The sequence below is a fragment of the Geothrix fuzhouensis genome, from assembly GCF_024609325.1.
In the GTDB taxonomy this organism is placed as follows: Bacteria; Acidobacteriota; Holophagae; order Holophagales; family Holophagaceae; genus Geothrix; species Geothrix fuzhouensis.
Map to the genome: position 1 here is coordinate 728,072 of NZ_JANHMQ010000002.1, position 21,711 is coordinate 749,782.

A 21,711-nucleotide genomic window follows, 5' to 3' on the forward strand; every position below is an offset into this window, starting at 1 on the left:
GGAGGCTACTTCATGAGATACGGTGCGATCCGCCGCTGGGTGGTGGATCTCGCTGTGCTCCCCATCATGGGGGCCTCGGCCTACCTCCTGGTCAGGCACGCCGCCTCACTGCGGCCGCTGGAAGCCGCCATCCTGATGATGGCGGTCGCAGGGTTAGTCTTGCTGGGGCGCCGGTGGTACGCCTGGCAACGCAGCCTCGCACCGGAGAGCCTCCTGTCCGACTGGGCCAGCCGCATCCTCCGGGGCGACCGCGCACCGCTGAGACTGCCGATGGACCTGGGGAAGGAGGCCCGGCAGGTGGTGGGAGCCTTCAATGCGCTTCTGGGGGAAAGCCGCCGGACCGAAGAACGCCTGGAGTCCCTCCACCAGGGGGTCATCCGGGAATGGGCCGAGTTGGACGCACTGCTGGCGCAGATCCAGCAGCAGTCGAGTGCGGATCGGGCGGCCCGGGCCACGGCCGGGGAACGGCTGGCGACCTACGGCCAGGAACTTCGGCAGGCCATGGAGGGCTCCCTGAAGTTCGACCAAATCGGATTGGAACAGCGGCTCAGGGCCGGGCAGCACCGCTTCCAGGGTCAGGCCTTCAGGACCGCTCTGGAGCAGGCGCAGACTCGGTTGGTTCAGGTCGAGACCTTGCTGAAGGAACTGCAAGGTACCTTCCCCCGCCTGCAGGAGGAGGAAGATGCGCTAGGCCGGTTGGCGGATGTTGGCGTCCGTCAGGGCGCATGCCTGGATCTGGCGGTCAAAGGCCTGGCGGCCCATACACCCAGGCTGCTGGAGGAAACAAAGGTCCGGGCGGAGCAACTGCGGCGGTTCCGGACCTCCGCTGACGACTTGCGGGACCAGGCGGGAGCCCTGGTCCGGCGCCTGGAGGCCTTCCGACTCGAATCGCAACGGCGCATTCAATCCTTCGGGGACGCGCAGGCGGCCATTCATACCATCGGCCAGGCAGCTCAACAGACGAGACTGCTCGCGGTGAACGCTGCGATTCTGGCCCAGCAGGGCGGCGGCGGGGGCGGCATGCAGGCCATCGGGGCGCGCCTCCGCGGCCTGGCCGACCAGACCTCCCAGGGCGCTGGGGATTTGGAGCGCGCTCTGGATGCGCACCAACTGGGTATCGAGCGGGAGAGCACTGGGCTGTGGGATCTCCAGGAGGTGACTCAGCGGCTGGGAGCGGGTATCCAGGAACTCCTCCATGTGGCGGCCCACCTGGATCAGCAAGGACAGGATCTGGAACGCTCGCTGGAAACCCATGTCGGGCTGGTGGACCAGGTACGGCAGGACTCCGAACGGGCGGAACAATCCCTCCTCGTGGTCAGCGAACGCTCGGTGGCCATCCAGGCCGCCCTGAGCCGCCAATGGAGCGTGGAGGCCAAGGCGGCCGTCGAGGTGGATCAGCTGTTCCGCACTGGCAAGCGCATGGCCGAAGTGGGTCGCGAACTTTCCCAGCTCAGTCGGAAGAATGCCGAGGAGATCTGGGAGATCCTCGGGGGGCACCAGACCTTGCGGCAGAGCGAGGCCTACCGTCAGATCGCTTCCGGTGATCTGACCCGCCTGCTGGGACCGGACGGAGTCACGGATTCCATCTGGAATCGCACCACCTGGGCCCGCGCCCAACGCCATGCCCGCCTGGTGGAGGCGGAAGGTCCGTTGCAGCCCCTTGGCCGCCTGGACCCGGTGGGCGGGGTGCGGCTGCTCCTGCTCAATCTGGATGCTCTCGATCGGCCCGAGCCGTCTGCCGTCGGAGGCTGGTCCTGTGATTCGGAGGGCCGGGTGTGGCAGTTGGAATTGATCGAGGGTTTGAGGACCGAAACGCACAGGCTCGCGTTGCAGGAGGTCATTCGGGAGAGCCCCCTGGAATCCTGTCTGCCGGGAACGAATGTGCGGGTCTCCGCCCAAGGCATCGAACTCCGCCTGCCTTTTCCCTATCCGGGCCTTCCCCTATTCCTGGCAGGCCTCGGGCTGGAGATGCCTGTGGATCCCGCGGAATGGAGCGCCCCGATCAGGGGGGTGGGAACGAAAGTGGTCCCCCTGCAGCGGCTCCTCTGGTGCGGCCCGGACATGGATCCCGCACAGCGGTCGGGGCTCATGCGCCTGGTCCATGCCTGGTTGCGGGACGATCCCCAGCACGAGAGCTTCATGCCGTGGCTTCCCTATGAGGGGTCCCGCCCGCCCTGTCCCTGGTTGACTGAGCATGAGGCGGGAGACTGTCTCGAAGGGCGGCCGAAGGTCCGCTGCGTGGGCCTGGCTGCTGATCCCACCGCCCTTCACCCGCTGCGTGATCGGTTAGTCCAGGCTGGGGCGGAGGAAGGGGACGGGGGTGCCATTCTCTGCGTCACCAGTCTCGGTCATGACCATCCAGAAGCCTTGCTCTTGAGGCTCTTCCAGTCAGGAGCAGGCCTGGCGGATTCCACCCATTCCGAGCTGGCGCCCTTCCGCACCCGCTTCTATCGGGACGTACTGGGCGGCGTGGATGGCAATCCCTATCGGGCGGCCTGGACCCTGTTGGAAGACCTCCAGCGGAAGGGTTGGGCCCTTCCGCTTCCCTAGTGCTGCTGCGTTCGTGAAGCTCCGAATGACCCGCATGGGGTTGACAGCGGCGCCGCCGCGCCGATACCTGATGCAAGCGATCTTTGGACCTCCTCCAGACGGTGTGTGATCCAGGGCCCGGGATTGCCACCAACCGATGTTCGCCGCTTGCGGCGGGCCTGGGTTCTGCGGGAGGCCACAGGCGCCACCCACAGGAGATCCCATGTCCATCCTCGCGCTCCGGCGCGGCCGGGGGCCTGCCTTCCCGGACCTGCCGCCCACCCTTCAGCCGCATGCCATCCTCGCTGCGGCGCCACCTTCCGATACCCTCCGCGCCGCCTCGCTGTCCGCTCTGACGTACCTCCTGCTTGCAGGCGGAGCGGTGATCCTCGCGTCCTTCGGGCCGAAGGCCATCCTGGCGCCAGTTCTCCCGCCCGCCCCTCCCTGGAGGCCCGTGGAATTGGACGGGCCCCCGCGCACCCGTCCGGTCGAACGGGTGATCCCCACGGTCGCAGGGGGCACCGGAAGCGGGACCGTCGCAGCCCCTTCCGGCACGTCTCCGAGGGCGGATCCGGATGAGGCCGCGGCGGGCCTGCCCACGGTCGATCGTTCCTCAGAGGTCCCTGTGGATGGGCCTGCGCTTCCAGGGCCCGTCGTCCCGGCTTCCGGTGCCGCCGTGCCTGCTTCCGGTCCGGTGATCCACGACTTCTCCGCCACGGCCCCGGCGGTCCTCCGCCAGGTGGATCCCCTCTATCCGGATCTGGCTCGCCGGGCCCACGTCCAGGGCACCGTGGTGCTGCTGATGGTGGTGGACGAGGCGGGCGTACCCATCCAGGTGCGAGTGCTGGACGGCCCTCCGGCCCTCCAGGAGGCCGCCCTCCACGCGGCCCGCCAGTGGCGCTTCGAGCCAGCCCGCATGGACGGGCGGGCGGTCGCCGCCAGTTTCCGGCTCACCCTGAACTTCCGCCTGCGGTGAGGGCGCCATGGCCACGGAGCTTCGACGCGACATCAACATCACGCCCCTGGTGGACATCGTGCTTGTCCTCCTGATCGTCTTCATCGTCCTGGTGCCGGTGGTGCCCCGGGCCCTCGACGCCGCCCTCCCAGGCGGCGCCGGGGCTGGAGCACCCGGGCCGCTCCTGCGTCTTACGCTGGCTGCGGACGGTTCCCTGGATCTGGACGGGACGTCCATCACCCTGGCGGAGCTGTCCGGACGGTTGCGTTCAACGACGGGGAAGGTGGTCCTGCGGGTTCATCCCTCCTTGCCGCTGCGCCGGGCGACCGGGGTCCTGGATGCCCTCAAGGCCGCCCGTCCGGAGGTGGTGCCCGCCCTGGTCGCCACCCCGGAGAAGACCTAGACCGTGCTAGCCTCAAACCTGTGGATCAGGGCGTCGCTGCTCGCAAGGGCAGAGGAAAGTCCGGGCTCCACAGGGTGCTGGGCCTGGTAACACCAGGGCGGGGTGACCCGACGGAAAGTGCAACAGAGAGCAAACCGCCGATGGCCGGTCAGTGGAAACACAGGCCGGATCAGGTAAGGGTGAAACGGTGGGGTAAGAGCCCACCGCCGGACTGGCAACAGGACGGGCACGGCAAACCCCCCAGGGAGCAAGACCAAATAGGCCGGCGCACCGCGCAAGCGGCGAGGGTTGACCCGACCGAGCCGGCGGGTAGGTCGCTTGAGTTGGATGGCGACATCCATCCCAGAGGAATGACGCTCCACGACAGAACCCGGCTTACCGATCCACCACGGCCCCCGCAAGGGGGCCGCGCTTATATCCTCCGGGGGTCCCCCTCGCAACGCATGCGTTGCGAGGACCTAAGGGCGCGCTGCGCGCCTCCACGTGACACGACGCTTCGCGTCGTTCCCACTCGCCTTTGGCTCGTGGACGTGGAGCCTCCCCCCGGACCCCCGCGCTCAACCCGGCGAAGCCGGGCTTCGCTTTGCACCGTCAATCGGAGATCTGTGCTGCGTCTCCACGGGAGACGCGCCCTGCGTGGCTCACACTTGCCTTCAACTCGTGGGGATGGAACCTCCCACCGGAGGCCCCTCAAGGGGCTTCGCTTTTCTGCGGTTCCGGCATCGGCTAGGCTATCTCTGTTCTCTGGATAGGCCTCTGACTCACACCCTCCATCCCCGCGGTGGCACGCCTGGACTTGGCGTCGTAGCCCTGCGCCTCGGCTGACCCAAGGGCGCGACAGCGTCGTGTTTGTCAGATTTTTCAGGTCGCGGCACCGCCGATCATTCTTGAGGCGGCCAGCCAGACCTGTTCCTTCGGAGATGTCCGTGTTCCAAGACCTGACCAGCCTGGCCCGCCGCCTTGAGCGCGCCCAGGCGTTTCAGAACGAGCGCTTCAACCAGGCCGCCGGTGGCCGCAGCCTCCCCGTGGGCGGCGGCTTCGCCCACTTCCGCGGTGAAGGCCACCCCCTCAACCAAGCGCTGGGGCTCATCGAAGCTGTGACCGAGCCGGATCTGAAGGCCGTCGAAGCCTTCCTCGGCGCCCCCACCGTGCTGGAACTGAGCCCTGGCGCTGATCCCTCCCTGTGGCCGCTGTTGGCCCGGCGGGGGTATCGTCTCCATCAGTTTCAGCAGCTGTGGATGCGACCCCTCTGCGAAGTCGAGCCAACACCATTGCCCACCATACGGATTGCCGGGCCTGGGGAAGTGTCCCTCTTCAATCGGATTGTCAGCGCAGGTTTCCTGGAGCGCGATGACTGGTCCGACCTGGAGCCACCTTTCGAAGCTTCCCTTGAGGTGGACGACGCCTGGGGCTTCCTCGCGTTCGTGAACGGGGAACCCGCCGGCGGCGGCATGCTGGGGATTGTGGATGGCGTGGCACTGTTGTCAGGCGATGGCGTGCTCCCCCGCTACCGGGGCCGGGGCCTGCAGAGGGCCCTCATCCGCGCACGTCTGGCCTTCGCCCGGGAACGGGGTGGTGACCTGGCCTGCGCTTCCACGGCTCCGGGTACTGCCAGCCAGCGCTCCTATGAGGCCTGCGGTTTTCGCGTGGCCTATCCCAAGGTGGAGATGGCGCGGGACTGACGCGATAGTGGGGGATGCGCCGCCCCGCCGCCCCCACCGCCGCCCTCCTCGTGACGGCCCTGGCTTTCCACGTGGACATGCTCCTCTACTACCTGCTGGTGCCACTGCTGCCCAGGTACGCGCGGGATCTGCACCTGAACCAGATGGAGATCGGCATTCTCTTCGGGAGCTATGCCGTGGCCCTGCTGCTGGCCACCTTCCCTGTCGCCATCCTTACGGACCGGTATGGGCGCCGCGGGCCGATGCTTTGGGGCCTCGCGGGCCTGGGGATCACGACTCTGGTTTTCGCCGTGTCGAACCAGTACTGGCTGCTGGTGCTGGCGCGGTTCTGCCAGGGTGTGGCGGGGGCGGCCACCTGGCTGCCGGGCATGGCCCTGCTGGCGGATCATTTCCCCAAGGAAGCGCGTGGCCGGGCCATGGGAACCGCTTTCGCGGCGGCCAATCTGGGGGTGCTGATTGGTCCTCCGCTTTCGGGCTTTCTCGACCAGCACGCAGGGCCTTCCTCGCCCTTCCTGCTAGGCGCGGTCCTGGTGGCCCTGGATGCAGCCGGACGGGCTTTTCTGCTGCCTGAGGCGGAGCCGGAGCGGGGGCCGCGGCTCCCCTTCCGACAGTTGCTGTCCAATCCCGTTATCCGGGTGTTCGCCGGGGCCATGGCCCTCGGATCCTGCTTCTGGGCCCTGCTCGAATCCACCCTCCCGCTGGACATGGACCGTCGCCTCGGCCAATCGCCCTCCCAGATCGGGCTCTTCTTCGCTGCCGCGGCCCTGACCCACACCTTCACCTCACCCCTGATGGGGCGCCTCTCGGATCGCATCGGCCGGGTGCGGGTGTTGCGGATGGGGCTGGCGCTGACGGTGGTACTCCTGCCGCTGCCGGCGCTGCTGCCTCGGCCCTGGATGGTGGTGCTGGCCATGATGGGTCTGGGCAGCACGGCCAGCTTCATCATGAGCCCCTGCAGTCCGGCGGTGGCCGACCAGGTGGAGCACCTGGGCAGCCAGAGCTTCGCCTCGGCCTTCTCCATCCTGAACCTGGCCTACTCAGTGGGCCTGATGGTGGGTCCGCTGGCGGGTGGCGCCCTCGTCCAGGGGTTGGGCCTGCCCGTGGCCATGGGGCTTTCAGGGCTGGGCTTCGGGGCCTACCTGCTGGCTACGCGGAGCATCACTTCCTGATTGCCCGGTAGATCCACCGCTCCGCCGCGGCGGTCCAGGGCCGTCCGTCCAGCCCGCCGAAGGCCGTGACTAGCCCGAAGCCCGCGTCGGCAAGGGCGGCCCGGACCTCGGTATTCGTGGGAATCCAGATGTCATGGCGGAAGGCTTCCCCCTGGCAGCGCCGCTCGGTGCGGATGCGCCGGCCGTCGGGGCTCCAGGTGGCGCGTTCCTCGTAGCCCTCCTCAGGGAAGACCAGCCAATGGCCTTCGACTTCCGCCACGGCCTCCTTCAGGAAATTCCGGCCGGCCAGGTCGAGGAGCAGAACGCCGCCCGGCCGGAGCACGCGGGCGAACTCCGTCAACTGCCGGAGGTTCTCCGCCTCCGTGGCGAAGTAGCCCCAGCTTGTGTAGGCGCAGAAGACGCCATCGGCGCAGGCTCCCCGGAAGGGCAGGGCGCGAAGGTCAAGGCGCGTCAGAGGCGCGGGATGTTCCGCGGCGTGACGGCGCAGGTTCAGGCGACTCAGATCGCCCCCGACCACCTCCAGACCCTGGGCCTGCAGGTGGGGATGCAGACGCCCCCAACCACAGGGCAGATCCAGCACGACGCTGCCTGGTGGCAAGTCCAGCCGCGCCGCCAACGCCGGTCCTTCCGAAGCGGCGTCTGCGGCTTTGTCGGCATAGATCTGAAAATAGGCGGGGTGATCGAAGTCCCAGGCGAACCATTCCATCGCCCAAGTGTGGCAGGGCCTCTCGTCACCTGGTGGCGCAACGCGGCCTTAGGCCCGTGCAATGCATGCATTGCGATGAGCGACCCTCGGGGGAAATAAAAGCAGAGGGCCGGCTCGGCCGGCCCTCTGCGCGGGGGTCCGGGGGTATGCGCGCAGCGCGGGACCCGCGGAGAGCTTCAGCCCATCAGGCCTCGTCAGTGTCCGCCTTGACCAGTTTGACAATGGGCGTCGACTGGGGCGTGTTGACGATGCCCTTCCAGACATAGCGAGTGCCGCGCTTCTGGCCGCTCTTGGAAATCAGCTTGGCCTCTTCCAGTTCGGTGAAGAGGCGACGGAGGGTAGCCGGGGCCCAGTCGCAGTCCTTGAGGTCCAGGGCCACCTGGGCCTCGAAGCTGCTGAGGGAACCCTTGTCCTGGAGGGCAAACATCAGGTCCTTTTTCAAGTCCTCCAGCTCTGGCTTGGAGCGGCGGGCCTTGGTCTTGAACGCTGGTGGGGCGACCACGGGTGCCGGCGCGGCGGGCTTGGGTGCGGGCGGCGGGGGGGCCGGTGCGGTGGTGGAAGCTTGGGCCTGCACGAGCATGCCGTCGAGGTAGATGTCGCCACGTTCGCTGCGGAAGAGCACCACCACGGAGCCTGGCGCGAGGCCCTCCTGCTGGAGTGCCGTGATGATCCGCTCACCGATCCGGGTCTTCTGGTCCGGCGCCAGGCTGGGAGATTGAATAATGACGATGGACATAAGGGCTCCAATATATATACGGTGAATACATAATACCCTAATCATTTTTCATCTGTAAAATACGATCTGTCGAGTGGACCGGATAGACTTCTCACCGAGGACTCCATGCGCAAACCCAAGATCGAACGCCCCGAAGAACAGCAGCGCTTCGAAACCTTCCTGAGGTCGCGTCAACTGAAGTTAACGGGTGAGCGCCTCGAACTCGTGGAGGAGGTCTTCGGTCAGGTCCACCACTTCGATGCGGATCAGCTGCACATGGCCCTCAAGCAGAAGGGCAAGGCCATCAGCCGGGCCACGGTGTACCGCACCCTTGATCTGCTGGTGCAGTGCGGCCTGGTGCGGAAGAGCAGCTTCGGCGATCAGCATGCCCATTACGAGGCGGTGCGGAGCAACGAGCACCACGACCACCTGATCTGCCTCAACTGCGACGCGATCATCGAGTTCTTCCGCCCGGATCTGGAGGCCCTCCAGGAAACCATCTGTCGCGAGTACGGCTTCCGGCCCATGCACCACAGCCACCAGATCTTCGGCCTCTGCAAGGCCTGCCAGGGCCAGGACACGGACGGCGCAACCCTCGCCCACCGGATGAGCCAGCTGAACGTTTGACGGAGCCCCCCCTCTGAACGCATGCGTTGCGATCTAGGGGGTGTGCCGTTAGCCTCCGCCTGATGCGGGGCGAAGCGCCACTCCCATTCGGCTTTCCAGGGCCCGGGAGATGGAGCCTCCTCCGCACCCTCAAGGATAAGCCAGGCGGAGCCAGGCTTCTCCTTGCTCATCGGGCAGCACGTCGAATGGTTTTCGCGAGTCCATCGGCGATCAATTGGGCCGCGTCTGAAGGGAGGATCCTGTCCGTGTTGATGACAACGTGATAGAGCAGGTCGTCTTCGATGCTCACTCCGAAGTGGGCCTTCACGTAGCGGCCACGAGCCTGATCCTCTTCATGAACCAACTCCTTGGCTTGTTCCAGCGTCAATTCACGAAGGTCCCGCTCCCGTTCGAGCCGTTTCGCCAGGGAGCCGATCAAGCGCACATGGAAGACATTCGAAAGTTGCGAGGTAATGACGTTCGCGCCGCGTCCGACCAGAATCACGTTCCCGGCATCGGCCAGGTGCAGGACCGTTTCGGTGATCATCGGGACGATCTCCCAGGCAGAAGGGATCACCCCGAACGTGGAGTCCATGATCTTCCGGAAAGCGGACTGCCGGTCCTCAGGGATGAATTTGGCAAGGGCCCGGGACATCTGATGATCTTCGAGGACCTTTTCTACCAGATGGCGGTCGAACACGGTCCATGGCGGTTCTCCTTTGACACTCCCCGATTGCAGGATTCCTGCGAGTTTCACAGCGAGTTCATGGGCCCCCGAGCCAGCCTGGTAAGAGATCGTGATCGCAGGTCTTGGCGGAGCTTGGCCATGGAGCTTGGCCGTGACTTTTCCTGCTTCAACCTGCGTGTGGATGTAGGAGAGGCATTGATCCAGATAGGTCTTGTCCGTGAAGGTCCCCTGGGAGCGGTTGGTGGGCATGTTGTTCTCCTCTATCCGTGGGCTGCTGCGAATTGGTGCCTATCCAGGAATCGATAAACGGCAAGTTTGATGAGGTCGTTGAGGAAGAACCAGGCGAGTGCATAACCCCACACCACGAGCGACCAGCGCCATCCGATGGCAGGCATCAGGCCCAGCCCGAATACCGCGATGAGGGTGGCGATCAGTTGCGTGGCCACCACGGCTGTCAGCAGGTCGGGAGCCGGGCGTGTGGACCAGAACGGTCCGCGGGTGCGAGTGACGAAGATGGTCAAGTGTCCGGCGACCGAGAGTTTCAGGTAGATCAGAGTCTGGATGGTTTCCCGGTCCAGGTGGAACACCCGCCCGCCAAGAAAGAAGAGGCCAAAGGAAGCAACCACTCCCGCGAGGCCAAGGACCGAGGCCAGACTCAGCACGGCGGGCATGTTCCATGCCTCCGGCGTTGCCGAGTAGTGCACATGATCGTAAGCGATGGACAGGATCGCACCATCATTGAGCAGCGCCAGCAGAACGATCATGACCGCCGTGACGGGATAGAAGTTGAAAACGAGAATTGACAACGTCATGAAAAACAGGACGCGGATGGTTTCAGTAATGCGGTAGATGGCGTAGCTGTTCATGCGCTGGAAGATCTTCCGGCTCTCCTGAATGGCGTCGATGATGACGGACAGGCCAGGGGTGAGCAGAACGATGTCCGCGGCGGCCCTGGCGGCATCCGTGGCACCCGAGACCGCAATGCCGGCATCAGCCTTCTTCAGGGTCGGGGCATCGTTCACGCCGTCCCCTGTCATTCCGGTGATGTGCCCAAGCCTCTGCAGGGCCTCGACAATGTGGAACTTATGCTCAGGGAATACTTGGGCGAATCCGTCGGCGGCATCGATGGCTGCATCCATACCACCCTGCTGGGTTGGATCCGTATGGGCAAACATGCTGGCATCCAGGATGTTGGTTCCCAGACCAACCTGACCTGCGATCTCCTTGCCGATGGCGACCTGATCGCCCGTGACCATTTTCACCCGGATCCCCATGGACAAGGCCGTGGCGATGGTGGTCTTGGAGTCCTCACGAGGCGGGTCGGACAGGGGGAGCACACCAAGGAATTGCCAATGGCCCTGTTCATCGGTGCGGGCCACACCCAGGGAGCGGAAGCCCCGGGAGGCGAATTCGCGGATGGCCTTCTCGACCTGAGATCCTACCTGAGCGGCGTTGGATACCAGGGCTAGGACGACTTGAGGGGCTCCCTTGCTCACCAGGAACGACTTCCCATCCGCCCCTTTCAGGGAAGCCTCCGTGCGTTTGCCCACCGGATCAAAGGGGTGGAACTGGATGACCTCGAACCCGGCGAGGGCCTCCTTCTGTTGCATGCCCGAGCAATCACTCAGACCCTGTACACCAGGAAGTCCAGGCCGTTTGCTCATGGCCAATTCCTTTCCGTTCGCATGTCAGTGAGACATTCGAGGTGGATTCGGAATCTTGCTGTTCACAGAGGCAATAACCTCAAGAGCTTTGCCCCAGGGTTGCGAGCATACACCCCTCAATCCATTTCCGATTTGCAGACCTTGCCGCTCTTCGGGGCCCGCTTTCGGCCCGAAGAGCACCACTCCGGCCTACAAACTGGTGATTCCCTTGGGAGGAGTCGAGGTGGACCACCCGAGCTGCTTCCATGGGAGGCCCCGAAGAGCCGATCTGCTCAGAAGCTCTTTGTGTTCGGGTGACTCTTCCCCCAGAGCCTCTCCAGCAAGCCTTCTCTTCCTCGGTTCGCTGGCGTGTGCTGGCCTGGAGGATCATCAGTACATTCTCGCAGAAGAAGCCTTTGTCCACCTCATCACACCGGGTCAAGGGCGCGGTGCATCAAGTTCGTCTGGCACTCCTGCCCCATGTTCAACCTGGGCGTACCCTCGCTCTGATAGCCCACGACTCGGCGAAGCGCTAGGCTAGGCCATGTCGAAACTCAGCCTCCAAGATCTCCAACGCCTTCCCAAGACGGATCTGCACGTCCACCTCGACGGCAGCCTCCGCATCCCCACCATCCTTGACCTGGCAGAACAGCAGAAGGTCAAGCTGCCCGCGACGACGCCCGAAGGCCTGCGGCCCTTCGTGGAAGTGGGCGAGGACTGCAAGTCGCTGGTGGAGTACCTCCGCGCCTTCGACGTCACCCTGTCCGTAATGCAGACCTACGAGAGCCTGGTCCGCACGGCCTTCGAGCTGGCGGAGGACGCCGCCAAGGAGAACGTGCGCTACATGGAGGTGCGCTACAGCCCCATCCTCCACCAGCAGCAGGGACTCACGCTCCATGCCATCGTGCAGGCCGTGCTGGAGGGGCTGGCCCAGGCCGAGCGGCAGTACAACATCAAGACCGGCGTCATCCTCTGCGGCATGCGCCACATTTCGCCAGACATCTCCCTGCGGCTGGCGGACCTCACCGTGGCCTTCAAGAACAAGGGTGTGGTGGGCTTCGATCTGGCGGGCGCCGAGGAGAACTTTCCCGCCAAACGCCACAAGGACGCCTTCGGCCGCGTGCTCCAGAACAACATCAACTGCACCCTGCACGCGGGTGAGGCCTACGGCCCCGAAAGCATCCACCAGGCCATCCACCTCTGCGGCGCCCACCGCATCGGCCACGGCGTGCGGCTCATCGAGGACGGCGACCTGCTGAACTACGTGAACGACCACCGCATCCCCCTGGAATGCTGTCCGTCGAGCAACGTGCAGACCAAGGCCGTGAAGAAGATGGCGGATCATCCCATCCGCCTCTTCTATGACCTGGGCCTGCGGGTCACGGTGAACACCGACAACCGCATGGTCACAAACACCACCGTGAGCCAGGAGTTCAAGGTCATCCACGAGGAGCTCAACTTCAACCTCGAGGAGATCAAGGAGCTCATCATCATGGGCTTCAAGAGCGCCTTTCTGCCCTACGCCCTGAAGCGGGCCCTTCTGGCGGAGGTCGTCCATGAGCTGAAGGCCTTCAAGCCGGGCAGCCTGGAGAGCAGACGGGAGCAGCTCTGATCCTGGTATCCTGACTGTTGAGGTCAGGATTCATGCTCGATCGCTTCGCCGACTTTCTCGATGGCCACGCCAAGATTCTTCTCACCACGCACGAGAATCCGGACGGAGATGGGGTGGGCGCTGCCGTGGCCCTGGCCGCGCATTTGAAAGGGCAGGGCAAGGAGGCGCGCATCGTCGTGGTGCCGGTCCTGCCAGAGAATCTGAGGTTCCTGGATCCCGAGGGCTGGATCGAGGCCTACGAACCCGGTGGAACTCACCGGGACCTGGCCACCTGGCCGGACGCCTGGCTGCTCATCGACGCCTCCGAACCCCACCGCATGGGGCCGCTCTATGCCGCTTTCGAGACGACGAAGGCCGAACGGGCCTGCCTCGACCACCACATGAAGGACGAGCCGAAGGGCTTCGACGACGAGTTCACGGATTCGACTGCCAGCGCCAGCGCAGAGCTGGTCTACGACTTGGTGCGGCCCCGCATCGGCGGCGATCTCCCACCGGTGATGGCCCAGGCCCTCTACGCGGGCATGGTGAGCGACACGGGCAACTTCAGGCATTCCAACAGCACACCCAAAATTCACCACGCCGCTGCAGATCTCATCGCCCAGGGCATTCACCCGTCCCGTACCTTCAATGCCCTCTACCAGACCGCCACGCCCGCCAAGCTCAAGCTCTTTGGCCGGGCCATGGGTGGGCTCCAGCTGCGGAACGACGGCCGCTTTGCCTATGTGGCCGTCACCCAGGCCGATCTCACCGCCTGCGGCGCCACCCACGAGGATCTGGATGAGCTGGTGGAAGAGCCCCGCAAGCTGAAGGGGGTGGAGGTAGCCGCCCTGTTCTCCGAAGCCGCGGACGGCCGGGCCAAGGTGAGCCTCCGCTCCCGCGAGCGGGTCGATGTGAACGCGGTCTGTCGTCTGTTCGGCGGGGGCGGGCATCGTCTGGCCTCGGGTGCCAAGGCGGCCATGCCCCTGGAGACCTTTATCACCCAGGTGGAGGCCGCCGTCGTGGCCCAGATGGGACGCGATATTGTCTAGGTCATGATTCGAGGCGCCTGGGTTGCTCAGAAAAAGCTCTGGTCCCAGACTTCATTTTCCCCTCGGGCGGCATCCAAAGGACGGACCCGCACCCTATTCCTGGAACCCCATGTCCCCCAAAGAACCCAGCAGCGCCCCGAAACTCGAACTGTTCTGCAAGCTCCAGGCGGAGAAGGTGCCCTTCATCGCCAAGGCGAACGTGCCGTCGATCTTCGGGAAGTTCATGGTCTACGGCTTTCTGGAACACGCGACGGGCAAGGAGCACCTGGCCATCGTGTCCGGTGAGATCGATGCCCGGCAACGCATCCCCGTGCGCATCCACTCCGAGTGCTGGACGGGTGATGTGCTGGGCAGCCTCCGGTGCGACTGCCGTCAGCAACTGGAGGAAGGCTTCCGCCACATCGCCGAGCATGGCGGCATGGTGCTCTATCTCCGCCAGGAGGGCCGCGGCATCGGCCTCCTGAACAAGCTCAAGGCCTACGCGCTCCAGGAGCAGGGGCTCGACACCGTGGAAGCCAACCACTCGCTGGGCTTCCCCGATGATCTGCGCACGTACGATTGCGCTGTGGAGATGCTGAAGTTCTTCGGCATTACCAAGGTCAAGCTGCTCACCAACAATCCGCGCAAGATCGGGGCCCTGGAGTCCGCCGGGATCGAGGTCGAACGGGAGCGTCACCAGCTGGCTTCCAATCCCCACAACCTGCGCTACCTCAAGACCAAGGCCCGCAAGAGCGGCCACATGCTGGATTTCGAGGAAGAGGTCCTTTAAACAGGCGCACCCCTCCCGGAGGAGGCGGGCCACTTTTTACTGTCAGTCGACAGCTGACAGCTGATAGCTATAGAGCCATGCCTGTTCCGATCCCAGCTCCTGTCTCCGGCCAGACCATCTACGACATCTCCCATGTCATCCAGCTCTCGGTGGCGCCGGTCTTCCTCCTCACGTCCATCGGGACGATTCTGGGCGTGCTTTCCACACGGTTGGCCCGCATCGTAGATCGGGCCCGGGCGTTGAATGAGCTGAAGGAGAACGCCCCGGAACGGCGGCTCCCGGGCATCCAGGATGAGATGCACACGCTGGCCCGACGGCGGCAGATGATCAACTTCGCCATCACTTTCGGTACGACAGCGGCCCTGCTGGTCTGCGTCAGCATCGCCACCGTGTTCCTGGGCGCCATCCTGAAAGCCGGAGTGGCCGGGGCGGTGGCCTCGCTCTTCATCCTGGCCATGGCGGCCTTCGTCGCCGCGCTGGTGTTCTTCCTGCGGGAGATCCTGCTGGCGGTGCGGAGCCTGCACTTGGCCTGATTCGGACCAGGGCCAGGAGTGCCACAATTCCCAAGGGGAGGTCGCCCATGACTCTGGAACTGGATGGCAAAGTGGCGCTCGTGACGGCGGCGAGCCGGGGGCTGGGCCGGGCTTCGGCCGAAGCTTTGGCGCGGGCCGGCTGTGATCTGGCCATCTGCAGCCGGGACCAGGCCTCTCTGGACCGGGCGGCGGAGGAGATCCGCCGGGCCACAGGCCGCGCCGTACTGCCGGTGGTCGCGGACCTGGCCTGCGCTGAGGATGTCCAGCGGGTGTTCGAGGCGGCCATGGCCGCCTATGGCCGGGTGGACGTGCTGGTCTCCAACACGGGAGGTCCCCCGCCGGGGCCCTTCATGGCCTTCGACGACGCCGCCTGGCAGGGAGCCTTCGATAGCCTGCTGATGCCCGCGGTGCGCCTGGCGCGATCCGTGGTGCCCGGCATGACCGAGCGGAACTGGGGCCGGATCCTCTTCATCACCTCCAGCGCGGTCAAACAACCCATCCCAGCGCTGGTCCTGTCCAATTCGCTGCGGGCCGCGGTGACGGCCATGGCCAAGACCCTCGCCGGGCAGGTGGCGAAGCACGGCATCACCGTCAACTGCGTGGCGCCGGGACGCATCTTCACGGATCGGGTGCGGTTCCTCGACGGCGAAGCCGCCAAGGCCGGCGGCCGCTCCATGGAGGACATCCAGGCGGAGCAGGGGGCCCGCATCCCGGTGGGGCGCTACGGCGAGCCGCGGGAATTCGGCGAAGCCGTGGCCTTTCTCGCGGGCCAGAACGCCTCCTACATCACCGGCAGCACCCTGGCGGTGGATGGCGGGGCGATCTCGTCCCTGCTGTAGAGGCCCGCGCCCGGCTCGCTTCCGTCGGTGAAAGATTCACCACGGACACGAAGGAAGGCACGGAGAAAAGATCTTTTCGCCACCGATTTCGGTGATTGCGGTGATGGCGCTCTGGAGGCTCCTCGCATGGGCCGGCCGAAGGCTGCTTCCGGCCTCGCCGGAAGTCATGGGGGCGCCAGGGCCGCGCACCCCCAAGAGGGCTCGGCCCCGGCGCCCCCATGGAGCCCATGCTGCGCTGGGCAGTGCCCATCCTTTTCATCACTGAAATCACCGAAATCGGTGGTAAAAAAGGCTTTTACCGGAGTTTGCCACTGCCCACACCCAGCCTCTGTGGCCCTTCTCCGTGTTTCCCTCCGTGCCTCCGTGGTGGTTTTTCCTTCTGGCGGAAAATCCGGATCACAGGCTCTTGATCGCCGCGATCTCCTGCGGGTGCAGGAAACGCCAGGCTCCCGGCTTCAGCATGGGATCCGACAGGGGGCCGAACTGTACGCGGCGCAGCTTGCTGACGGGGTGCCCCACGGCGGCAAACATGCGCCGGATCTGCTGGTTCTTGCCTTCGGTGAGCGTGACCTTCAGCCAGGGGTTGTCGCCCTTCTCGGCGATTTCGATGTGGCAGGGCTTCAGACGACGCCCACTGAGCAGGAAGCCTTCCTGGAACTCCTTAAGGAGTTCGGGGCGGGGATTGCGGTGCACCTTCACGAGGTAGACCTTGGGGATCTCGTGCTCGGGGCCCATGAGGATCTGGGCCAGGGCGCCGTCATTGGTCATGAGCAGCAGGCCCTCGGAATTGAAATCAAGGCGACCCACCGGGTAGAGCCGGCCTGGGACGCCTTTGAGCAGGGCCATCACCGTGGGCCGGCCCTGGTCGTCCTTCACCGTGGTGACGTAGCCCTTGGGTTTGTTCATGAGGATGTAGACCGGCGCCTCCCGTTGGATGGGGATCAGATCCACGGTGATCTCGTCCCGGCGCGGGTCGGCACGGGTACCCAGCTCCGTGACGGTCTTTCCGTTCACCTGCACGCGGCCGTCGAGGATGATCTGCTCACAGGCGCGGCGGCTGTCGATGCCCGCGGCGGCGAGGATCTTCTGAAGACGGTCCTGGCCAGCCTGGGGAGGCCGGGGTGAACCACCGGCGGGGCGGGGCGCCACGGCCTTGCGCGGGGCCAGCTTGGCCGCAGGTCGGCTTTTGTCGATGGCGGGCCGGCGGGGAGCGCCGGAAGTGGGGCGGGCGGCTGTGCCGGAGGACGGGCGGGAGGGTGACGAGGACCGGGGCGCCGTGGAGGGCCGGGCCGGGCCTGCGGCCGGGCGGGCTGAAGCCGATGTCCGGGGCGCGTCGTTAGTTGGGCGGCCAGCGGCGGGCTTGCGGGTGGCGGGCGCGGTGCGGGGCCCCTTCGGGGCGGGCTTTCTCATGACAGCTCCTTCGGCGTCTCCCGACGCGGAAAGGTAAGTCTATCAGCTCTCTTCCCCGAACCAGGGATGGGCGCGGTAGTCCATCAGCAGTTCCTCGGCCACGACTTTCAGCACCACCGCCAGAGGCACGGCGAAGATGAGCCCCAGGACGCCGAACCAGAAACCGAAAGCGGTGAGGGCCAGCAGCACCTCCAGGGGGTGGAGCCGGCTGGCGCGGCCCACCCACACCGGGGTGAAGTAGAAGGCCTCAGCCTTCTGCACGGCGATGAAGACGGCGGCGATGGTCAGGAGATGTCCGCTGCGCCCCCCATCCAGATAAGCCAGCACCATCGCGGGCGGCAGGGCGGTCAGGTAGGGGGAGTAGGGCACGACATTGGAGACGCCCGCGACGAGACCCAGCAGCCAAGCATAGGGCACGCCGAGAATCGCCAGGGCGATCCCCTGAAGCAGGGCCATGGCGGCAGCCACGGCCGCCTGACCCCGGATGTATCCGCCCAGGCGCTGGTGGATGGATCCGACCATGCGATCCAGGCGTTCCCGATGCCGCGGGGGGGCCAGGGTCTGGAGGTTGGCCACGAGCCGGGGACCCTCCAGCAGCAGGTAGTAGAGGATCAGGGGCACGAGGATGAGGGCCAGCAGATCGAGGAAGCAGCCCAGCAGGCCGCCGCCAGTGGCCTGGAGTCCGCGCAGCAGCAAGCCCGGGTCCAGGCCCGCCAGCCCCCGATCCAGGCGGGCCTGCCAGGCCGGGTGCGCCTGCAGCCAGGGCAGCAGCTTCGCATCCAGGGCCTGTTTCCAGCCAGGCAGAGAGGCGGCGAGACGCTCGCCTTGATCCGCCAGCCAGGGCACCAGGAGCAGCAGGAGACCCGCGACCGACGCCACAAAACCGCTGAGTACTGCCACCACGCTCCAGGGCCGGCCCAGGCGCCCAGCCAGACGGTCCACCAGGGGGCCCAGCAGGTAAGCGAGGACCATGGCCAGGAAGAAGGGGGCCAGGGCTTTCCGTAGCAGCCAGAGGGCCAGCAGGGCGGTCGCTGCGGCCAGGGCGAAGCGCAGGGGTATCCGGCTCCGGCTCTCCATCAGGAAGCCACAGGTGCCCGCGTCGCTCGTACGAAGTAGTGGATGCCCGAGGCCAGCACCAGCGCGCCCACCACCCAGAACATTTCCGGCAGGAACGGGTCCATCCAGGACCGGTAGCCCAGGGCGTTGAACATCAGGCAGAGGGCGACGACGACCAGTTGGGCGGCGGTGCTCAGCTTGCCCAGAAAGCTCGGGTGGAACTTGTTGTCACTGAGGCGGTCCACGGAAGCGAAGGCGTAGAAGGAGATCAGCAGATCACGCGAGATGGCCAGAATGGCCACCCAGACGGGGATGGGGGCGGTCATGCCCTGGGTTCGCCAGGCCAAGAGGACAAAGGCCGTGGTCATCAGCAGCTTGTCCGCCGCGGGATCCAGGACGGCACCCAGGTCCGAGCCCTGGTTGAAGGCCCGGGCGATGAGTCCGTCCAGCAGATCTGTGATCCCCGCCGCCGCGAAGAGGATGAAGGCCTGCCAGTGGTGCCCGTACCAGACCGCGATGGCGAAAAAGGGAATCGCCAGGATCCGCAACAAGGTCAATGCGTTGGGCAGGGTCAGGGGGCTGGTGGCTTTCATTGCGATCTAGTTTAGACGGAGATCACATCCTTTGACTTGGACCTTGTAGCACTCTGAGGCTGGGCTAAACTGGATCACGGAGTTGAGATTATGACTCAAAATCTATTAATCCCTCTGAGTGACCTTCAGCCGGGGGACCAGGGGGAGGTGGTCCAGGTGAAGGCCCAGGGTCCTATCCGTCAGCGCCTGTTAGAGATGGGCTTCATCCGGGGGGTGCGGCTGCGGGTGGAGAAACTCGCCCCCCTGGGTGATCCCATGGAACTCGTGATCAAGGGGTACCACCTCTCGCTGCGGCGGGACGAGAGCTCCTGCATCCTCGTGCACCGGGTGGCCTGATGTCCCTCACCATCGCCCTCGCAGGGAATCCCAACTGCGGGAAGACGACGCTGTTCAATGCCCTCACCGGGGCGCGCCACCATGTGGGCAACTGGCCCGGCGTTACGGTGGAGCGTCGCAGTGGGACCTTCGAGCAGGAAGGCTCGACCCTGGAGGTGGTGGACCTCCCAGGCACCTATTCCCTGGCGGCCCGCAGTGAGGATGAACGGGTCGCCGCCAAGTTCCTGGCCTCCCCCGAGGTGGATCTGGTCCTGAACGTGCTCGACGCTTCGAACCTGGAGCGCAATCTCTACCTCAGCACCCAGCTGCTGGAGCTGGGCAAGCCCGTCGCGTTCGTCCTGAACATGGTGGACGACGCGGAGAACCGTGGTGTCCACATCGACCTGGCGGCCCTGGAGACCTTGCTGGGCGGCCCCGTGATTCCCACCGTGGGCAACCGTGAGCAGGGCATCCCCGAGCTCAAAGCCCTCCTGGCGGCCATGGCCCGGGGTGAAACCAGCCGTTGCCGCCGCATCACCGTGGACTACGGCCACGATATCGAAGGTGAGCTGGCCAAGCTTGAAACCGAGATCGGCCGGGACGAGCAGCTCGAAGCGTCCATGCCTCCGCGCTGGCTGGCCCTCCAGCTGCTGGAGAACAACGCGGATGCCAAGCGCCTTGTAACTGAGAGCCACGCCAGTGAGGCCATTGGCCAGCAACTAACGAAGAGCTTCGCGTTCCTCGAGCCCCATCTGGGCGCCGATGGAGCCACGCTGATCGCTGAACGCCGCTATGGCTTCGCCCACGGTCTGGTGAAGGAAGTGGCCTCGGCCGCGGATGATCGCCGGACGCCCACGTCCCGGCTCGATGCGGTGCTCACCAACCGGTGGCTGGGTATTCCGATCTTCGTGGGCATCCTGGCCCTGGTGTACTCCCTGTCTTTCATCCTGGGGAAGATTCCCCAGGACTGGATTGCGGAGGGCTTCAAGGCCTTGTCGGGATTCGCCGAGGCGCGGCTGCCCGCCGGCGAGCTCACCAGCCTGCTGGTGGACGGCGTCATCCCGGGCGTGAGCGCAGTGATCGTCTTCGTGCCCGTGATCATGATCCTCATGGGCTGCATCGCCTTCCTGGAGGACACGGGCTACATGGCCCGGGCGGCCTTCATCATGGACCGGCTCATGCACGTCATGGGCCTGCATGGGAAGAGCTTCATCCCCCTCATCATGGGCAGCGGCTGCAACGTGCCCGCCATCCAGGCCGCCCGCACCATCGAAAGCCCCCAGGACCGGCTCATCACGATCCTCGTCACGCCGCTGGTGAGCTGCTCGGCGCGGCTGCAGGTCTACATCGTCATCGCCGGGACCTTCTTTACGCCCTTCAAGGCCGCGCTGGCCATCATCGGCATGCACTTCCTGGGTCTGGGCTTGGCGGTGCTCATGGGCCGGATGCTCCGCAGCGCCCTCTTCCACGGTCCCAGCTCCCCCTTCGTGATGGAACTGCCGCCCTACCGGCTGCCGGTCCTGAGGGCAACGGCCATCCATATGTGGGAGAAGGGTTCCATCTTCCTCACCCGCGCCGGCACCACCATCTTCGCGGGTGCCACGCTGATCTGGTTTCTTTCCCGCTATCCGGGCATCGCCAACCGGGAATGGACGGCCCAGTACCAGGATCAGCGTCTGGCCGTGCAGGCCCTGAAGCTACCTGCCACTGAGACGGAGGACCGGCTGAAGGCCCTCCAGCTGGCCCACGAAAGCCACATCGTGAACACAAGTCTGGCGGCGCGGCTCGGCCAGAAGGCGTCGCCCCTCCTCCAGCCCATCCTGGACCCCGACCACAAGCGACCGGAGGCCTGGAAGGATGTCATCGCCCTCACGGCGGGCTTTGTCGCCAAGGAGATCGTGGTCTCCACCATGGCCGTCATTCATCAGGCCAGTGATGAGCCCAAGGTGGGCGAGCGCCTCAGCCCGCTCCAGGTGGCGCTGCGCGACAACTCGGGCCTGAGCCCCCTCACGGCTCTGGCCTTCATGGTCTTCACCCTGATCTACACGCCCTGCCTGGGCACCATCGCCATGATCCGCCGCGAGGCGGGGAGCTGGGGCTGGGCCGGGTTCACGGTCGCCTACGGCCTGGTCCTGGGTTGGGGCTTGGCCTGGGTCACCGTGGTGGCCGGCCGCTGGATGGGGTTCGTATGAGTCTCCAGCTCCTTGCCGCCGCCGCCATGGCGGGTGCCTCAGCCCTCTGGTTCCTGTGGGGCATCATCGAGGATTTCAAGGAAAAGGACGGCTGCGCCTCGGGTTGTGGCACCTGTTCGAAGCGGTGCCCTTTTCAGGCTCCGGTCCGTCCGTCCTCCAGCCATCCCCGCGCCTGAGCCCATCCCCAGACCCCGAACTCCCAGCCAGGGTTGACAGCTAACCGGGATCGGGAGGACAGTGCTGCGCACGTGCGGTCCATTCCGGGTCC

General features: G+C 65.7%; 20 protein-coding genes, 1 other RNA gene and 1 pseudogene. 15 read left to right on the forward strand and 7 right to left on the reverse strand.

The window, feature by feature from the left end; genetic code table 11:
* Window positions 1-12 precede the first annotated feature (12 nt).
* The 6 genes from NOV74_RS10580 (at window position 13) to NOV74_RS10605 (ending at window position 6,738) form a co-directional block, all read left to right on the forward strand.
* On the forward strand, window positions 13-2,550 hold the full coding sequence (locus NOV74_RS10580; RefSeq protein WP_257312045.1) for a hypothetical protein: 2,538 nt from the start codon (window positions 13-15) through the stop codon (window positions 2,548-2,550).
* A 202-nt stretch (window positions 2,551-2,752) separates the two neighbouring features.
* Entirely contained in the window at window positions 2,753-3,505 is a 753-nt protein-coding gene (locus tag NOV74_RS10585) for an energy transducer TonB (protein ID WP_257312048.1), read from the forward strand.
* Between the two features lie 7 nt (window positions 3,506-3,512).
* On the forward strand, window positions 3,513-3,887 hold the full coding sequence (locus NOV74_RS10590; RefSeq protein ID WP_257312051.1) for an ExbD/TolR family protein: 375 nt from the start codon (window positions 3,513-3,515) through the stop codon (window positions 3,885-3,887).
* A 17-nt stretch (window positions 3,888-3,904) separates the two neighbouring features.
* Window positions 3,905-4,282: RNase P RNA component class A (rnpB, locus tag NOV74_RS10595), an RNA gene on the forward strand.
* Window positions 4,283-4,813: 531 nt separating this feature from the next.
* Window positions 4,814-5,569, forward strand: a complete 756-nt coding sequence (locus NOV74_RS15485; RefSeq protein ID WP_257312054.1) for a GNAT family N-acetyltransferase — start codon at window positions 4,814-4,816, stop codon at window positions 5,567-5,569.
* 14 nt (window positions 5,570-5,583) lie between these two features.
* A complete protein-coding gene (locus NOV74_RS10605; RefSeq protein ID WP_257312059.1) occupies window positions 5,584-6,738 on the forward strand; it encodes an MFS transporter in 1,155 nt (384 codons plus the stop codon).
* Here NOV74_RS10605 and NOV74_RS10610 read toward each other — a convergent pair.
* Both NOV74_RS10610 and NOV74_RS10615 read right to left on the reverse strand, forming a co-directional pair.
* A complete protein-coding gene (locus NOV74_RS10610) occupies window positions 6,728-7,444 on the reverse strand; it encodes a class I SAM-dependent methyltransferase (protein ID WP_257312061.1) in 717 nt (238 codons plus the stop codon). The two genes, NOV74_RS10605 and NOV74_RS10610, sit on opposite strands and share 11 nt — an antisense overlap.
* A gap of 184 nt (window positions 7,445-7,628) precedes the next feature.
* A complete protein-coding gene (locus tag NOV74_RS10615) occupies window positions 7,629-8,180 on the reverse strand; it encodes a hypothetical protein (RefSeq protein ID WP_257312065.1) in 552 nt (183 codons plus the stop codon).
* Between the two features lie 105 nt (window positions 8,181-8,285).
* On the opposite strand from NOV74_RS10615, the gene NOV74_RS10620 reads away from it, so the two are divergent.
* Window positions 8,286-8,786, forward strand: a complete 501-nt coding sequence (locus NOV74_RS10620) for a Fur family transcriptional regulator (RefSeq protein WP_257312068.1) — start codon at window positions 8,286-8,288, stop codon at window positions 8,784-8,786.
* Between the two features lie 166 nt (window positions 8,787-8,952).
* Here NOV74_RS10620 and NOV74_RS10625 read toward each other — a convergent pair whose 3' ends face one another.
* On the reverse strand, window positions 8,953-9,702 hold the full coding sequence (locus tag NOV74_RS10625) for a cytidylate kinase-like family protein (protein ID WP_257312071.1): 750 nt from the start codon (window positions 9,700-9,702) through the stop codon (window positions 8,953-8,955).
* Between the two features lie 11 nt (window positions 9,703-9,713).
* Window positions 9,714-11,048: pseudogene (locus NOV74_RS10630) on the reverse strand (HAD-IC family P-type ATPase); the annotation flags it as partial.
* A gap of 592 nt (window positions 11,049-11,640) precedes the next feature.
* Here NOV74_RS10630 and add point away from each other — a divergent pair.
* From add to NOV74_RS10655, 5 genes are all read left to right on the forward strand, one after another.
* Window positions 11,641-12,708 (forward strand): adenosine deaminase, encoded by a 1,068-nt coding sequence (add, locus tag NOV74_RS10635; RefSeq protein WP_257312076.1) that lies wholly within the window; start codon window positions 11,641-11,643, stop codon window positions 12,706-12,708.
* 32 nt (window positions 12,709-12,740) lie between these two features.
* Window positions 12,741-13,736, forward strand: coding sequence for a DHH family phosphoesterase (locus NOV74_RS10640; RefSeq protein ID WP_257312077.1), 996 nt, complete (start codon window positions 12,741-12,743; stop codon window positions 13,734-13,736).
* Window positions 13,737-13,845: 109 nt separating this feature from the next.
* Window positions 13,846-14,505 (forward strand): GTP cyclohydrolase II, encoded by a 660-nt coding sequence (ribA, locus tag NOV74_RS10645; protein ID WP_257312079.1) that lies wholly within the window; start codon window positions 13,846-13,848, stop codon window positions 14,503-14,505.
* Window positions 14,506-14,582: 77 nt separating this feature from the next.
* Window positions 14,583-15,038, forward strand: a complete 456-nt coding sequence (locus tag NOV74_RS10650) for a DUF2721 domain-containing protein (protein WP_257312081.1) — start codon at window positions 14,583-14,585, stop codon at window positions 15,036-15,038.
* Between the two features lie 47 nt (window positions 15,039-15,085).
* Window positions 15,086-15,877 carry an SDR family oxidoreductase gene (locus tag NOV74_RS10655; RefSeq protein WP_257312084.1) on the forward strand — a complete coding sequence of 264 codons (792 nt, stop codon included), beginning with the start codon at window positions 15,086-15,088 and terminating at the stop codon, window positions 15,875-15,877.
* A gap of 396 nt (window positions 15,878-16,273) precedes the next feature.
* On the opposite strand, the gene NOV74_RS10660 is transcribed toward NOV74_RS10655, so the two are convergent.
* From NOV74_RS10660 to NOV74_RS10670, 3 genes are read right to left on the reverse strand one after another with little or no spacing between them, the layout of a single operon-like run.
* Window positions 16,274-17,287: a pseudouridine synthase gene (locus NOV74_RS10660; protein WP_257312088.1), complete on the reverse strand. Its 1,014-nt coding sequence runs from the start codon at window positions 17,285-17,287 to the stop codon at window positions 16,274-16,276.
* A gap of 42 nt (window positions 17,288-17,329) precedes the next feature.
* Window positions 17,330-18,364, reverse strand: coding sequence for an AI-2E family transporter (locus NOV74_RS10665; protein WP_257312089.1), 1,035 nt, complete (start codon window positions 18,362-18,364; stop codon window positions 17,330-17,332).
* Complete coding sequence (locus NOV74_RS10670) at window positions 18,364-18,936, reverse strand: CDP-alcohol phosphatidyltransferase family protein (protein WP_257312090.1); 573 nt, start codon at window positions 18,934-18,936, stop codon at window positions 18,364-18,366. Before NOV74_RS10670 ends, NOV74_RS10665 begins: the two co-directional genes overlap by 1 nt.
* A 156-nt stretch (window positions 18,937-19,092) precedes the next feature.
* Between NOV74_RS10670 and NOV74_RS10675 the strand changes: the two genes are divergently transcribed.
* Genes NOV74_RS10675 through NOV74_RS10685 form a run of 3 tightly spaced genes read left to right on the forward strand, consistent with a single transcriptional unit; the run spans window position 19,093 to window position 21,619 of the window.
* Window positions 19,093-19,272, forward strand: coding sequence for a FeoA family protein (locus NOV74_RS10675; protein ID WP_371748433.1), 180 nt, complete (start codon window positions 19,093-19,095; stop codon window positions 19,270-19,272).
* Window positions 19,272-21,443 (forward strand): ferrous iron transport protein B, encoded by a 2,172-nt coding sequence (feoB, locus tag NOV74_RS10680; protein ID WP_257312093.1) that lies wholly within the window; start codon window positions 19,272-19,274, stop codon window positions 21,441-21,443. Before NOV74_RS10675 ends, feoB begins: the two co-directional genes overlap by 1 nt.
* On the forward strand, window positions 21,440-21,619 hold the full coding sequence (locus tag NOV74_RS10685; RefSeq protein WP_257312096.1) for a hypothetical protein: 180 nt from the start codon (window positions 21,440-21,442) through the stop codon (window positions 21,617-21,619). Before feoB ends, NOV74_RS10685 begins: the two co-directional genes overlap by 4 nt.
* Window positions 21,620-21,711: the final 92 nt, after the last annotated feature.

What these genes read in the sequence shown, in the direction of transcription:
- add (WP_257312076.1), top strand. Translation starts at nt 11,641, where the DNA reads ATGTCGAAACTCAGCCTCCAAGATCTCCAACGCCTTCCCAAGACGGAT.
- feoB (WP_257312093.1), top strand. Translation starts at nt 19,272, where the DNA reads ATGTCCCTCACCATCGCCCTCGCAGGGAATCCCAACTGCGGGAAGACG.
- NOV74_RS10665 (WP_257312089.1), bottom strand. Translation starts at nt 18,364, where the DNA reads ATGGAGAGCCGGAGCCGGATACCCCTGCGCTTCGCCCTGGCCGCAGCG.
- NOV74_RS10655 (WP_257312084.1), top strand. Translation starts at nt 15,086, where the DNA reads ATGACTCTGGAACTGGATGGCAAAGTGGCGCTCGTGACGGCGGCGAGC.
- NOV74_RS10615 (WP_257312065.1), bottom strand. Translation starts at nt 8,180, where the DNA reads ATGTCCATCGTCATTATTCAATCTCCCAGCCTGGCGCCGGACCAGAAG.
- NOV74_RS10685 (WP_257312096.1), top strand. Translation starts at nt 21,440, where the DNA reads ATGAGTCTCCAGCTCCTTGCCGCCGCCGCCATGGCGGGTGCCTCAGCC.
- NOV74_RS10610 (WP_257312061.1), bottom strand. Translation starts at nt 7,444, where the DNA reads ATGGAATGGTTCGCCTGGGACTTCGATCACCCCGCCTATTTTCAGATC.
- NOV74_RS10580 (WP_257312045.1), top strand. Translation starts at nt 13, where the DNA reads ATGAGATACGGTGCGATCCGCCGCTGGGTGGTGGATCTCGCTGTGCTC.
- NOV74_RS10640 (WP_257312077.1), top strand. Translation starts at nt 12,741, where the DNA reads ATGCTCGATCGCTTCGCCGACTTTCTCGATGGCCACGCCAAGATTCTT.
- NOV74_RS10650 (WP_257312081.1), top strand. Translation starts at nt 14,583, where the DNA reads ATGCCTGTTCCGATCCCAGCTCCTGTCTCCGGCCAGACCATCTACGAC.
- NOV74_RS10625 (WP_257312071.1), bottom strand. Translation starts at nt 9,702, where the DNA reads ATGCCCACCAACCGCTCCCAGGGGACCTTCACGGACAAGACCTATCTG.
- NOV74_RS10590 (WP_257312051.1), top strand. Translation starts at nt 3,513, where the DNA reads ATGGCCACGGAGCTTCGACGCGACATCAACATCACGCCCCTGGTGGAC.
- ribA (WP_257312079.1), top strand. Translation starts at nt 13,846, where the DNA reads ATGTCCCCCAAAGAACCCAGCAGCGCCCCGAAACTCGAACTGTTCTGC.
- NOV74_RS10670 (WP_257312090.1), bottom strand. Translation starts at nt 18,936, where the DNA reads ATGAAAGCCACCAGCCCCCTGACCCTGCCCAACGCATTGACCTTGTTG.
- NOV74_RS10605 (WP_257312059.1), top strand. Translation starts at nt 5,584, where the DNA reads ATGCGCCGCCCCGCCGCCCCCACCGCCGCCCTCCTCGTGACGGCCCTG.
- NOV74_RS10620 (WP_257312068.1), top strand. Translation starts at nt 8,286, where the DNA reads ATGCGCAAACCCAAGATCGAACGCCCCGAAGAACAGCAGCGCTTCGAA.
- NOV74_RS10585 (WP_257312048.1), top strand. Translation starts at nt 2,753, where the DNA reads ATGTCCATCCTCGCGCTCCGGCGCGGCCGGGGGCCTGCCTTCCCGGAC.
- NOV74_RS10660 (WP_257312088.1), bottom strand. Translation starts at nt 17,287, where the DNA reads ATGAGAAAGCCCGCCCCGAAGGGGCCCCGCACCGCGCCCGCCACCCGC.